Here is a 12,226-nt window from a genome sequence, read left to right on the forward strand (position 1 = left end):
ATTGTGAACAAGAAACGTGACAGCAGCTTTCCAACCAGGGATGCCATCGTCGCGTTCGTTCGCGCGTATCCCGGCAAGATCGGCACCCGCGAGATCGCGCGTGAATTCGGACTGAAGAACGCCGCCCGTGTCGAGCTCAAGCGCATGCTGCGCGAGCTCGCCGACGAAGGCGCCATCGCCAAGAAAGGCCGCAGCTTGCGGGAGCCCGCAGCGCTGCCGCCGACAGTGCTGGTCGACATCACCTCCAGGGATGCCGATGGCGAGTTGATCGCCACGCCTGTCGAATGGGACGAGGCAGACGGCGTCGTACCAAAAATTCGCATTCATACGCCGCGCCGTCCCCTGCCCGGCACCGCCGCCGGTGTCGGTGACCGCGCATTGTTGCGTATCGAGAAGATCGAGAACGATGGCGAGTTAGCCAGCTATCAGGGCCGCGTCGTGCGGGTGCTCGAAGGTGCCCGCACGCGCCTGCTCGGCATCTATCGCGCGCTGCCGAATGGCGGCGGACGATTGATCCCGGTCGACAAGAAGCAGGCCGGGCGCGAACTCAACATCGCCGCGTCAGACGCTAACGGCGCCGAGGACGGCGATCTCGTCAGCGTCGATCTCATTCGTACCCGTGGCTATGGCCTCGGCTCCGGCAAGGTCAAGGAACGGCTCGGTTCGCTCTCCTCCGAGAAAGCGGTCAGCCTGATCGCGATCCATTCCCACGATATCCCGCAAGCGTTCTCCCGCGATGCGCTGAAGGAAGCGGAAGCGGCGCAGCCTGCGACATTGCAAGGACGCGAAGACTGGCGCGACGTGCCGCTGGTCACCATCGATCCGCCGGACGCCAAGGATCATGACGACGCCGTTTACGCGGAGCTCGATTCCGATCCGAACAATACAGGCGGATACATTGTCAGCGTCGCGATCGCCGATGTCGCTTTCTATGTGCGCCCCGGCTCTGCGCTGGATCGCGATGCGCTGATCCGCGGCAACTCCGTCTACTTCCCCGATCGCGTCGTACCGATGCTGCCGGAGCGCATCTCCAACGACCTGTGTTCGCTGGTGCCGGGCGAACCGCGCGGCGCCCTCGCCGTACGCATGGTGATCGGTGTCGATGGCCGCAAGAAGTCGCACACGTTCCATCGCATCCTGATGCGCTCGGCGGCCAAGCTGAATTACGCACAGGCGCAAGCCGCCATCGATGGCCATCCCGACGATACTACCGGCCCCCTGCTCGAACCGATCCTGAAGCCGCTCTATGCGGCCTATGCGCAGGTAAAGCTCGCGCGCGACGAACGCGAACCGCTGGATCTAGACATCCCCGAGCGAAAAATCCTGCTGAAGAAGGACGGCACCGTCGATCGCGTCATCGTACCGGAGCGGCTCGACGCGCATAAGCTCATCGAAGAGTTCATGATCCTGGCCAACGTCGCCGCAGCCGAAACGCTTGAAAAGAAGGCTCTGCCGCTTATCTATCGGGTACATGATGAGCCTTCGGTGGAGAAGGTTCACAACCTGCAGGAATTCCTCAAGACCCTCGACATGCCGTTCGCCAAAGCGGGCGCATTGCGGCCATCGGTCTTCAACCGGGTGCTGTCACAGGTCAAAGGTCAGGATTCCGAACCGCTGGTGAATGAAGTGGTTTTGCGCTCGCAAGCCCAAGCGGAATATGCCGCCGAGAATTACGGACATTTCGGTCTGAACCTGCGCCGCTACGCGCATTTTACCTCACCTATCAGGCGATACGCAGATCTGATCGTGCATCGCGCATTGATCCGTGCGCTCGGGCTCGGCGAAGGCGCGCTACCCGAGACCGAAACGGTGGAAACGCTGAGCGAAATCTCGGCGCAGATTTCGGCCACCGAACGCCGGGCCATGAAGGCCGAGCGCGAGACCTCCGACCGGCTGATTGCGCATTTTCTGGCCGACAAGATCGGCGCCACCTTCCGGGGCCGGATCTCCGGCGTCACGAGGGCTGGACTCTTTGTCCGATTGACCGAGACCGGAGCCGATGGCCTGATCCCGATCCGCACGTTGGGCACCGAATACTTCAACTATGACGAAGCTCGCCACGCCCTCGTCGGTACACGCAGTGGTGCCATGCACCGGTTGGGCGACGTCGTCGATGTCCGTCTGGTCGAGGCAGCCCCCGTTGCAGGTGCCTTGCGGTTCGAAATGCTCTCCGAGGGCAATACCGCCCCACGGAACCGCCGACGCGAACATGCCCGCAGCAATGACGCTGCAGACCGGCCGCGTCATCCGGGTGCCAAGCCTTCTGGTGCGACGAAGTTCAAATCGTCGAAGAAGCTCAAGGCGCCCAAGAAAGCCAAACCCGGTCGCAATGCCCGGCAGGCTGCCAAAGCTGACAAGGCTCGCGCCGGTGGTAACCCCGGCAAGCCGAAAAAGGGGTAACGTCATGATGACATTGACCACACCGAAGATCTGGAGCGCGACGCTGGATTCCTCCGCCAAACGCAATGTGTGGACCGCGATGAAGCGCGGCTTCGCCTGTCGCTGCCCGAACTGCGGCGAAGGCAAGATGTTTCGCGCCTTCCTCAAAACCGCCGATCACTGCGATAAGTGCGGACAGGATTTCTCTGCACACCGCGCCGATGATCTTCCCGCCTATCTCGTGATCGTCATCGTCGGTCACATCGTCGTACCGATCGCATTGTGGATCGAGACCAACTATTCGCCATCGGTCGCGCTGCAACTTGCGATCTACCTGCCGATCACACTGATCGCGTCGCTGTTGTTGTTGCAGCCGGTCAAGGGCGCCGTGGTTGGATTGCAGTGGGCATTCCGCATGCATGGATTTGGCGACGGCCCGGCTGACTGATACGTTCTCCGTCCCCTTGAACAGCACGTAATAAGAAGAATTTCAGGAGACGGAATGAGCGACGCAGTCGAGATCGGCAAAGAAGCCGACCACCATCCCTATAAGCGTCCGCGCGACGCAGCGACCCTGATGCTGGTCGATCGCTCCGGCCCGATTCCGAAAGTGCTTGTCGGCAAGCGTCACGACAAGGTCGTGTTCATGCCCGGCAAGTTCGTCTTCCCCGGCGGCAGCGTCGACACGACCGACAACAAGATTCCGGTGGCTGCACCTTTGCCGCCGGAGCTTGAAGCCAACCTGATGAAAGGCAGCCCGAAGACGCCGCCGTCGCGCGCGCGTTCGCTTGCCGTTGCTGCGATCCGCGAAGCCTGCGAAGAAACCGGCCTCTGCCTCGGCCGCAAGGTTGATGGCGCGACCAGGAAGCTCCCCGGCGTATGGGAGGCTTTTAGCGATGCAGGTCTCCTGCCCGATCCCTCGGGCCTGTTCCTGATTGCGCGCGCCATCACACCACCCGGCCGTATCAAGCGCTTCGATACGCGTTTCTTCACAGCAGATGCATCGTCGATCGCGCATCGCGTCGAGGGCGTCGTGCATGCCGATGCCGAACTGGTGGAACTGGTCTGGGTCGAACTCGGCTCCGCACATCTCGCCGACGCGCACGCAATGACGAAGAACGTGCTCAATCAATTGCAGCAGCGTCTCGCCACCGGCCCGCTCCGTCACGACGCGCCGCTGCCCTTCTTCCATTGGTACAGCGGCAAGATGCAACTCGACATGCTGCCCAGCGAAAGCTGAGTTAATCAAGTAAGAGGTCTCGCTTTTCGATCTATTCTAATTCTAACTGTTTCCGTAGTGGGATAACTGGTGAGGCACGGTAAGCTACCGTTGTCTTGCTCACAGGAATTCCCAGTTATGGGACAGATGAATTGGACGCCGCAGGTCGAGTCTTCGACATTTACGCGCGCGTCACTGGAATATCGTCGCAAGGCGTCGGCACTCAGCCAGCGCGCCAGCGTGGAAGCTGACCCACGTAAAATTCGTGCATTGCTACAACTCGCCATCTCGTGGATTCAGGTTGCTGAAAACGAAGAGCTGATGGCGAGCGAGTATCGCGCCAGCGCACACATGCACAGTTTCTGACACGAGAAGACGCCGCATACGCGGCGCCTTCCTGCTCTGCCAAGCCCATCGTCAGATCTGAGCGAGACCACCGTCGACGAACAATTCTGCGCCGGCGACGAAGCTGGAGTCATCCGATGCCAGGAACAGAACCGCCTTCGCGACTTCGTCCGCGGTACCGAGACGGCCGAGCGGCACGATGGTCTTGAGGTAGCCCTTCACATCGTCATTGGCGAAGACGTCGAGGCCGGGGGTCTGGATCGGTCCGGGGCTGACGACATTCACGCGAATTTTGCGCGCCTTGAGGTCCGAGGTCCAGCTGCGCGCGAACGAGCGGATCGCTGCCTTGGTGGCGTTGTAGACGCTGAAGGACTCCATGCCCTTCGATCCCGACACCGAGCCGGTGAGAACCACCGAGGCGCCGTCGGAGAGCAGCGGCAGTGCCTGCTGCACCGTGAACAGGACGCCCTTCACATTGATGTCGAACATCTTGTCATAGACGTCTTCGGTGATCTGGCCGAACGCGCTCAATTCATAGCCGCCGGCATTGGCGAACAGCACGTCGATCTTGCCCTTGGCAGCCTTCACCGTATCGAACAGATGCGCGAGATCGGCGAGCTTGGCCGCGTCCGCCTGCACGCCGACGGCCTTCGGTCCGAGCTGCTTCACGGCGGCATCGAGTTCGGCCTGGCGGCGGCCGGTGATGAACACGGTGGCACCTTCGTCGATAAAGCGCTGCGCGGCGGCCAGACCGATGCCGGCGCTGCCACCGGTGACGACTGCGATTTTGCCTTCGAGTTTGCGGGTCATGATGCTCTCCATTTGATCTGGGGCGGCGCCATCGCCGTCCGACATGGAGAACATCGTCCATTCGCTCACTAGCGGTTATGGGCTTGTTCGGATATTATTTATCCGTATTCTGAATGAATGACCGATACCGTCGCCCTTTTCCAGGCTTTCATCCGTGTCGTCGAAGCGGGCTCATTCACCCGTGTGGCTGAGGAGCAGAATTCCAGCCAGCCGACCGTCAGCCGCCAAGTGGCAACGCTGGAAGACCATCTCGGCACCCGATTGTTCACCCGCACCACGCGCAAGCTGACGCTCACCGATGACGGCCGCAGCTTCTACGAGCGCGCCAAACTGGCGCTGGAAGCCGTTGCCGAGGCCGAGGGCGCGGTGGGACGCCGCCGGGCCAGACCATCAGGCACGTTGCAACTGGCCCTCCCGGTGGTGTTCGGACGGCTGCGAGTGATCCCGCATCTGAAGGGCTTTTTGGCGCGCTACCCCGAGGTCAGTGTCGACCTCGTGATGAATGACGGCTTCAGCGATCTGGTCGAGGATGGCATCGATCTCGCGATCCGCTCCGGCGTCGTGACCGACCCGAACCTGATCGCCCGGAAGATCGGCGTGACACGCCGCATCCTGGTGGCGTCGCCGTCCTATCTGCGCGGCAAGACACTGCCTGCGCATCCGAACGATCTCATCGGGCATGATTGCATCCCCTATACGCGCTTCACGGGCGGCGTGACCTGGCGCTTCGAAAGTCCGGACGGCCCGATCGCCATCGAAGCCACGGGACCGGTGCGCACGCAGAGTTCGGAAGGCATTCGCGAAGCCGTGATGTCCGGCCTTGGCATCGGCTTCGTGCCGATCTGGCATTTCAGGGATGAGATCGAGACCGGCCGTCTCATAGTGTTGCTCGAAGCCTTCGAACCGAAACCGGTGCCGATCAGCGCGGTCTATCCCTCGCGCCGCTTCGTGCCGCAGAAGACCCGCGCCATGATCGACTACCTGGAAACGCAATTTGCGATGGACCCGACGCTGAATCCGAAGCGGGTGTGAGCTCCGTCCTCATGGTGAGGAGGCGCTACTTCAGCGCCGTCTCGAACCATGAGCGCCGGCCTCCATCCTTCGAGACGCGGCGAAGACGCCGCTCCTCAGGATGAGGTTCTGCAGATAATCCACAAATCGCAATAATCTTCTCGTGAGCAGCATCTACCTGCGCGCGCTGGCGTCCCTATCTGTTCCCGACCAGCATCACGGGGAATTCCAGATGGCGAAGCGTCAGTTGAAGCTCGGGGCCTTCATGCGCCCGATCAGCATCCACACCGGCGCATGGCGCTATCCCGGCGCTCAGCCTGACGCCAACTTCAACTTTCCCTTCCTCAAACAGATGATCCGCAAGCTCGAGGCCGGCAAGTTCGACGCCTTCTTCATGGCCGATCATCTTGCCGTGCTGAATATGCCGGTCGAGGCGCTGAAGCGCAGCCACACGGTGACATCGTTCGAGCCGTTCACGCTGCTGTCAGCGCTGGCCGCCGTCACCGACAATATCGGCCTCGTCGCCACCGGCTCCACCACCTTTGACGCGCCCTATCACGTCGCCCGCCGCTTCGCCTCGCTGGACCATATCTCGGGCGGCCGCGCCGGCTGGAATATCGTCACCACATCCAATCCCGACGCAGCGCTGAACTTCGGCCTTGATGATCACATGGAGCATGCCGAGCGCTACAAGCGCGCGCGTGAATTCTATGACGTGGTCACCGGCCTGTGGGATTCCTTCGCTGATGACGCCTTCATCCGCGACGTCGAGAGCGGCATCTTCATGGACCCCGACAAGATGCATGTGCTCGATCACAAGGGCCCACATCTCTCGGTGCGCGGCCCACTGAACATCGCCAGGCCCGTGCAGGGCTGGCCGGTGATCGTGCAGGCCGGCGCATCCGAAGACGGTAAGCAGCTTGCCGCCGAAACCGCAGAAGCCGTGTTCACCGGCGGCGGCGCCATCGGCGATGCGCAGAAGCTCTATGCGGACATCAAGGGCCGCATGGAGAAGCTCGGCCGCAATCGCGATCATCTCAAGATCCTGCCCGGCGCCTTCGTGGTGGTCGGCGACAGCGTCGAGGAAGCTAAAGAGAAACGCGCGCTGCTCGACAGCAAGGTGCATTACGCCAATGCCATCGCCTCGCTTTCGATCAATCTCGGCACCGATGCTTCCGGCTTCGATCCCGATGGCCCACTGCCCGAGATCCCGGAGACCAATGCCAGCAAGAGCGGCCGCGAGCGCGTCATCGCCCTCGCCCGGCGCGAGAACCTGACCGTGCGCCAGCTTGCCCAGCGCCTCGGCGGCTATGGCGGCTCCGCCTTCGTGGGCACGCCCCAGACCATCGCCGACGAGATGCAGGAATGGCTGGAAACCGAGGCCTCAGATGGCTTCAACATCATGTTCCCCTATCTGCCGGAGGGGCTGAACGACTTCGTCGACCGGGTGATCCCGGAACTCCAGAAGCGCGGGATTTTCCGCACGGAGTATGAAGGCCGGACGCTCCGCGAGAATTTGGGGCTACCGCGGCCCAAAAACCGCTTCTTTCCGGGTTAAGACCCGCAAATCCCCGGATTTACCGCCCCAGAAAACCTTGACTTTGGGGCGTTCGGGGCTAGGTTGCGCCCCAACACGGCCAGTTCTCTGGCTGTCACCCGATTCCCGACATTCAGAGGTTCTGCCATGGCCAAAGCGGTCACCATCAAGGTCAAGCTCGTTTCCACCGCGGACACCGGCTTCTACTACACCGCCAAGAAGAATTCGCGCACCATGACCGACAAGATGGTCAAGAAGAAGTACGATCCGGTCGCGCGCAAGCACGTCGAATTCAAGGAAGCCAAGATCAAGTAAGCGCTGATTACAGCTGCTGACGGATTTTGAACGGGGCCCTTATCGGGCCCCGTTTTCTTTTGACCTCTCCCGCGCAACGCGCGGGGCGAGGTTAAGTAAGAAGCCGAGCTCAATCGTTTCAATTTTAGCGATGCGTGCAGTATCGTGTTTACCCTGCCACAACTATGGCGGGCATGAAGCCTGCGATTGAAACGGTATTCACGTCATTTCGTGCGACAAGTCGGTATCATTCGACGCAATTGATTTGCATCGGGAGCGACCCTTGTCTTTTCGCGACACAGACACGACGGCTGGCCAGCTCACCTCCGCCGTGTCCATGGCAGGCATCGCCGTCCGCTACGCATTCTATTTCTTCGGAATGATCGTTTTCGGGATCATCGCCCTCGCCTTGATCTGGCAGTGGCACAACCGAACCCGGATCATCGATGACAAGCCCGCTTTCAGGATTGCAGACGGGAGTATCGCCAGACTTCCCGTGAGCACCGACATCGTTTCGCGCGCATCGAAGGCGCGGATCGACATCCTGCGCTATGGTACGCTGCAAAATCGCACGACGGACTTGGCGCTGGCGATCACATTCCCGAGCCGTGGCAGCGGAATGACGTCGCCGGGCATGGGTGTGCTGAGCAACGGCTTGCTCACTGATCTCAATTTCCGGACGCTCGCCGGGCATTTCGATCTCGAGACGCGCTACGGTCCCTACCATGCCGTTGAAATGCGCATCGAGGCCGATGGTCGCTGGAAACAGTGCCTAGCCTTCAGCTCACGCTTCGACACGAACGTGGTATTTGTCGCCGGCTGGACCTGCGATGCGACGGGCACCAAGCCCGGCGCCGATGCCCTTGCCTGCGCACTCGACAAGCTGGTGATCGACAAGGAATTGCCGACCAAGGAAGCCGACGCCTATCTGCGGGAACGCATGACACGGCCGGCGTTCTGTTCGTCCCGGCAGGTCTCACAGACCTTCGATACGGGATCGCGCCCGATCTCGCCGCCGTCCCGATGGTCGCAGCCGTCAGCGCGAACGCGGCTCTGATAGTAACTCAGGCGGCCGCAGCAACCACGCGGTTGCGGCCGTCGTGCTTGGCGCGGTACAGCGCCACGTCGGCACGCTTGAGCACGTCGGCGACGGGCTCGCCCTTCTTCTCCAGCGTCGACAACCCGATCGAGATCGTGACCTCGATACGCTTGTTGCCCTTGTCGATGGAGAACGGTTCGCCGGCGATCGAACGACGCAGACGTTCGGCGACCATGCTGGCCACATGCATGTCGGTTTCCGGCATGACGATGACGAATTCCTCGCCGCCGTAGCGACAGGCCAGATCGATGCCGCGGATTGACTTGCGAATGCGCACGGCGAATTCGCGCAGCACGTCGTCACCGCAATCATGGCCATGATTGTCATTGATCGACTTGAAGAAGTCGATGTCGAGCATCATCAGCGCCAGCGGCTTGCCGCGGGTGGCCGCCTGCTCTGCCAGCGTTTCCAGATGGCTTTCCATGTAGCGGCGGTTGTGCAGTCCGGTCAGACCGTCTGTGATCGCGGCTTCGATGGAGTGCTGCACATTGTCGCGCAGATGATCGGTGTAACGGCGGCGACGGACCTGCGTCCGCGCACGCGCCAGCAGCTCGTTCTTGTCCACCGGACGCATCAGGTAGTCGTTGACGCCGATCTCGAGACCGCGCAGCAGCCGCGGATTGTTATCGGCATCAGCAATCGCGAGAATCGGAATCTGCCGCGTGCGCTCCAGCGAACGCGCCTGGCTGCACAGCCGCAATCCGTCGTAATTCTCGAGGCTCAGCGAGACAATGAGCAGGTCGTAATTGCCCTCGGCGGCATGAAACAGCGCCTCGGTCGGATTGGGTTCGACATCGACGGTGTGTTCGGCCGACAGGACCGGCGCCAGCCGCTCATAGGATGACGGACGGTCGTCGACCAGCAGGATGCGTCCGCCCACACCCAGATCAGACACGGCGCTGCGCTCGGGCGCCTGTACGCCGATTTCCAGCGAGGTGATGGCGCGCATGCGCAACTCATCGGTCATCATCTTCAAACGCGTCAGCGAGCGTACGCGCGCCACCAGCACGGCATCGGCGACGGGCTTGGTGAGGAAGTCATCGGCGCCGGCTTCGAGGCCGCGCACGCGATCCGACGGCGAATCCAGCGCGGTGACCATGACCACCGGAATGAAATGCGTCTTCGGATTGGCTTTCAGGCGACGGCAGACTTCGAAGCCGTCCATGTCGGGCATCATGACGTCGAGCAGGATCAGGTCGCATTCGGAACGCGCGCAGACTTCCAGCGCCTGTGCGCCGTTGGAGGCGGTGATGACGTCGAAATACTCCGCCGAGAGACGGGCTTCCAGAAGTTTCACGTTGGCGGGGATGTCATCGACGACAAGAATACGCGCTGACATAGGGAACTCCCTAACCGATGAACCGACGCACGGTTTCGATAAATTTTCCGACCGAAATGGGCTTTGATAAATAGGCTTCGCAGCCGCCTTCGCGGATACGTTCTTCGTCGCCCTTCATGGCGAAGGCTGTGACGGCGACGACGGGGATCATGCTGATCGCAGGATCCTTCTTGATCCAGCCGGTCACTTCGAGACCGGAGACCTGCGGTAGCTGAATATCCATGAGGATGAGATCGGGGCGGAGCGAGCGGACAAGATCGAGCGCTTCATAGCCATTGCTCGTGCCGACTGTCTGATAGCCATGGGCTTCCAGCAGGTCACGGAAGAGCTTCATGTTGAGCTCGTTGTCCTCCACGATCAGGACGGTTTTTGCCATCCCGCCCTCCAATCCAGAACCCGAGCGTTCTTGTTTCGCGGAGCATGATTGCCCTGCGTCACCGGCCAATGTGATGTTCGAAGCGAACTTCCAAATTCACTTCGGCCACCCGCCGAAGTGCCCGTGTACCGCGCGTATCCCTGCAACTGGAATCGCCCCGGTGACTCGGGCATGATGACTTAAAATAGAGACGATAAGTTACGGAAAGGCAAACACGCGTGATGAAAAAACCCCAGCGCCACCCCAGCGAAGTTGCTGAAATCGTTGCGATTCAGGCGCTGTCCTTCGTTGCCGGGGAACCTGAGCGGCTGGGCCTGTTCCTGTCCGAGAGTGGAATCGGTCCGGAGACTCTCCGCTCGGCTGCCAAGGATCCACAGTTCCTCGTCAGCGTGCTCGATTTCGTGCTGCGCGACGACGAGACCGTGAAGGCGTTTTCGGCGTCGTCGCAACTGGATCCCACCACCATCGCCGCCGCGCGGCAGGCGCTCGATCCCCGCGGGCAGGACTTTACGTGAGCCCCTCTCCGGCAGAGCTGAGCGGACCGCGCTGCTTCTGCCGGGATTGCCTTGTCGATCTGGATGCACGCGTCAAGCGCTGCACGTCATGCGGGTCGCCGCGCCTGGTGCGACACCACGCGCTGCCGTCGCTGACGCTGGCGCATATCGACTGCGATGCGTTCTACGCCACCGTCGAGAAGCGCGACAATCCCGACATCGTCGATCGGCCTGTTATCATCGGCGGCGGCAAGCGCGGCGTGGTGTCCGCCGCCTGCTACATCGCGCGCACCTATGGCGTGCGCTCGGCGATGCCCATGTTCAAGGCGCTCGATCTCTGCCCCGACGCCGTCGTGGTGCGGCCCGACATGGCGAAATATGTCCGCGTCGGCCGTGAGGTCCGCCATGCCATGCAGGCGCTGACGCCGCTGGTCGAACCATTGTCGATCGACGAAGCCTTTCTCGATCTCTCAGGCACGCAGCGCGTCCACGGCATGATCCCCGCCAAGGTGCTGGCGAAATTCGCCGCCGACATCGAGCGCACTGTCGGCATCACCGTTTCGGTCGGCCTGTCGGTGAACAAGTTTCTCGCCAAGATCGCCAGCGATCTCGACAAGCCACGCGGCTTCGCCACGCTCGATCAGGACGACGCTGTGGCCATGCTCGCCGACAGGCCCGTCAGCTTCATCTTCGGCGTTGGCCCCGCGACGGCCGAGAAGCTCTCGCAGCGTGGCTTCCGCAAGATCAGCGATATCCAGAAGGCCGACGAGACCGACCTGATGAAACAGTTCGGTGGCGAAGGCCGCAGGCTGTGGCGCCTCGCCCGCGGCATCGACGATCGCCTCGTCGTCGCCGATCGCGGCGCCAAAACGATTTCCAACGAGACGACGTTCAACGAGGACATCCGCGACTACGCCACGCTGGAAAAGATTCTGTGGCGACTGTCGGAGAAGGTTTCATCGCGTCTCAAGAGCAGCGAATTGTCCGGTACCACGGTCACGCTGAAACTCAAGACCGCGGATTTCCGCCAGCGCACCCGCTCGCAGTCGATCCAGTCGCCGACGCAGATGGCCGCGCGCATCTTCGATATCAGCCGCGAGATGCTGGCAAAGGAAATCGACGGCACCGCCTTTCGCCTGATCGGCACTGGTGTCAGCGCGCTCAAGCCCGGCGCGGAAGCCGGCGACGACAACATGCTCGACCGCCGCTCATCGCATGCCGAGCGCGCGATGGATGATCTCAGAAAGAAGTTCGGCAGCGCCGCGGTGATCCGCGGCATCGCCTATGACGGGCCGGAGAAGCCAAGGACATAATCCCCATAGG

At 61.7% G+C, this 12,226-nt stretch carries 13 protein-coding genes; 10 read left to right on the forward strand and 3 right to left on the reverse strand.

Annotated features, from left to right (window positions below; genetic code table 11):
• Nucleotides 1-3: 3 nt before the first annotated feature.
• The 4 genes from rnr to AB8B02_RS13600 all read left to right on the forward strand — a co-directional run bounded on the left by rnr (nucleotide 4) and on the right by AB8B02_RS13600 (nucleotide 3,964).
• Nucleotides 4-2,400 carry a ribonuclease R gene (rnr, locus tag AB8B02_RS13585; RefSeq protein WP_439064173.1) on the forward strand — a complete coding sequence of 799 codons (2,397 nt, stop codon included), beginning with the start codon at nucleotides 4-6 and terminating at the stop codon, nucleotides 2,398-2,400.
• Between the two features lie 4 nt (nucleotides 2,401-2,404).
• Nucleotides 2,405-2,827, forward strand: a complete 423-nt coding sequence (locus AB8B02_RS13590; RefSeq protein ID WP_089263757.1) for a DUF983 domain-containing protein — start codon at nucleotides 2,405-2,407, stop codon at nucleotides 2,825-2,827.
• A gap of 54 nt (nucleotides 2,828-2,881) precedes the next feature.
• Entirely contained in the window at nucleotides 2,882-3,619 is a 738-nt protein-coding gene (locus tag AB8B02_RS13595) for an NUDIX hydrolase (protein WP_184517759.1), read from the forward strand.
• Between the two features lie 117 nt (nucleotides 3,620-3,736).
• Entirely contained in the window at nucleotides 3,737-3,964 is a 228-nt protein-coding gene (locus AB8B02_RS13600; RefSeq protein ID WP_092144352.1) for a hypothetical protein, read from the forward strand.
• A 51-nt stretch (nucleotides 3,965-4,015) separates the two neighbouring features.
• Here the strand turns inward: AB8B02_RS13600 and AB8B02_RS13605 are convergent, their stop codons facing one another.
• Nucleotides 4,016-4,753 (reverse strand): SDR family oxidoreductase, encoded by a 738-nt coding sequence (locus tag AB8B02_RS13605; RefSeq protein WP_089264610.1) that lies wholly within the window; start codon nucleotides 4,751-4,753, stop codon nucleotides 4,016-4,018.
• A 117-nt stretch (nucleotides 4,754-4,870) separates the two neighbouring features.
• On the opposite strand from AB8B02_RS13605, the gene AB8B02_RS13610 reads away from it, so the two are divergent.
• The 4 genes from AB8B02_RS13610 (at nucleotide 4,871) to AB8B02_RS13625 (ending at nucleotide 8,652) form a co-directional block, all read left to right on the forward strand.
• On the forward strand, nucleotides 4,871-5,785 hold the full coding sequence (locus AB8B02_RS13610; RefSeq protein WP_439064174.1) for a LysR substrate-binding domain-containing protein: 915 nt from the start codon (nucleotides 4,871-4,873) through the stop codon (nucleotides 5,783-5,785).
• A 211-nt stretch (nucleotides 5,786-5,996) separates the two neighbouring features.
• Nucleotides 5,997-7,322, forward strand: a complete 1,326-nt coding sequence (locus AB8B02_RS13615; protein WP_439064643.1) for an LLM class flavin-dependent oxidoreductase — start codon at nucleotides 5,997-5,999, stop codon at nucleotides 7,320-7,322.
• Between the two features lie 126 nt (nucleotides 7,323-7,448).
• Complete coding sequence (gene rpmG, locus AB8B02_RS13620) at nucleotides 7,449-7,616, forward strand: 50S ribosomal protein L33 (protein WP_068732385.1); 168 nt, start codon at nucleotides 7,449-7,451, stop codon at nucleotides 7,614-7,616.
• Between the two features lie 262 nt (nucleotides 7,617-7,878).
• The gene (locus AB8B02_RS13625) at nucleotides 7,879-8,652 is read left to right on the forward strand and encodes a hypothetical protein (protein WP_439064175.1); all 774 of its coding nucleotides are present in this window, start codon (nucleotides 7,879-7,881) and stop codon (nucleotides 8,650-8,652) included.
• Nucleotides 8,653-8,659: 7 nt separating this feature from the next.
• On the opposite strand, the gene AB8B02_RS13630 is transcribed toward AB8B02_RS13625, so the two are convergent.
• Together AB8B02_RS13630 and AB8B02_RS13635 are read right to left on the reverse strand one after the other, a co-directional pair.
• The gene (locus AB8B02_RS13630; protein WP_089263751.1) at nucleotides 8,660-10,033 is read right to left on the reverse strand and encodes a PleD family two-component system response regulator; all 1,374 of its coding nucleotides are present in this window, start codon (nucleotides 10,031-10,033) and stop codon (nucleotides 8,660-8,662) included.
• A gap of 10 nt (nucleotides 10,034-10,043) precedes the next feature.
• On the reverse strand, nucleotides 10,044-10,409 hold the full coding sequence (locus tag AB8B02_RS13635; RefSeq protein WP_068732379.1) for a response regulator: 366 nt from the start codon (nucleotides 10,407-10,409) through the stop codon (nucleotides 10,044-10,046).
• 221 nt (nucleotides 10,410-10,630) lie between these two features.
• Here AB8B02_RS13635 and AB8B02_RS13640 point away from each other — a divergent pair, with 221 nt between their 5' ends.
• Both AB8B02_RS13640 and AB8B02_RS13645 read left to right on the forward strand, forming a co-directional pair.
• Nucleotides 10,631-10,924 carry a DUF3572 domain-containing protein gene (locus tag AB8B02_RS13640; RefSeq protein ID WP_089263750.1) on the forward strand — a complete coding sequence of 98 codons (294 nt, stop codon included), beginning with the start codon at nucleotides 10,631-10,633 and terminating at the stop codon, nucleotides 10,922-10,924.
• Entirely contained in the window at nucleotides 10,921-12,216 is a 1,296-nt protein-coding gene (locus AB8B02_RS13645) for a DNA polymerase IV (protein WP_439064176.1), read from the forward strand. The genes AB8B02_RS13640 and AB8B02_RS13645 overlap by 4 nt, the downstream gene beginning before the upstream one ends.
• Nucleotides 12,217-12,226 lie beyond the last annotated feature (10 nt).

It is taken from the genome of Tardiphaga sp. 862_B3_N4_1 (assembly GCF_051811085.1).
GTDB classification, from domain to species: domain Bacteria; phylum Pseudomonadota; class Alphaproteobacteria; order Rhizobiales; family Xanthobacteraceae; genus Tardiphaga; species Tardiphaga robiniae.

Bases quoted from the DNA above. Each gene is read 5' to 3' on its own strand.
- AB8B02_RS13590 (WP_089263757.1), top strand. From the start codon at position 2,405: ATGATGACATTGACCACACCGAAGATCTGGAGCGCGACGCTGGATTCC.
- AB8B02_RS13595 (WP_184517759.1), top strand. From the start codon at position 2,882: ATGAGCGACGCAGTCGAGATCGGCAAAGAAGCCGACCACCATCCCTAT.
- AB8B02_RS13600 (WP_092144352.1), top strand. From the start codon at position 3,737: ATGGGACAGATGAATTGGACGCCGCAGGTCGAGTCTTCGACATTTACG.
- AB8B02_RS13605 (WP_089264610.1), bottom strand. From the start codon at position 4,753: ATGACCCGCAAACTCGAAGGCAAAATCGCAGTCGTCACCGGTGGCAGC.
- AB8B02_RS13610 (WP_439064174.1), top strand. From the start codon at position 4,871: ATGACCGATACCGTCGCCCTTTTCCAGGCTTTCATCCGTGTCGTCGAA.
- AB8B02_RS13615 (WP_439064643.1), top strand. From the start codon at position 5,997: ATGGCGAAGCGTCAGTTGAAGCTCGGGGCCTTCATGCGCCCGATCAGC.
- rpmG (WP_068732385.1), top strand. From the start codon at position 7,449: ATGGCCAAAGCGGTCACCATCAAGGTCAAGCTCGTTTCCACCGCGGAC.
- AB8B02_RS13630 (WP_089263751.1), bottom strand. From the start codon at position 10,033: ATGTCAGCGCGTATTCTTGTCGTCGATGACATCCCCGCCAACGTGAAA.
- AB8B02_RS13635 (WP_068732379.1), bottom strand. From the start codon at position 10,409: ATGGCAAAAACCGTCCTGATCGTGGAGGACAACGAGCTCAACATGAAG.
- AB8B02_RS13640 (WP_089263750.1), top strand. From the start codon at position 10,631: ATGAAAAAACCCCAGCGCCACCCCAGCGAAGTTGCTGAAATCGTTGCG.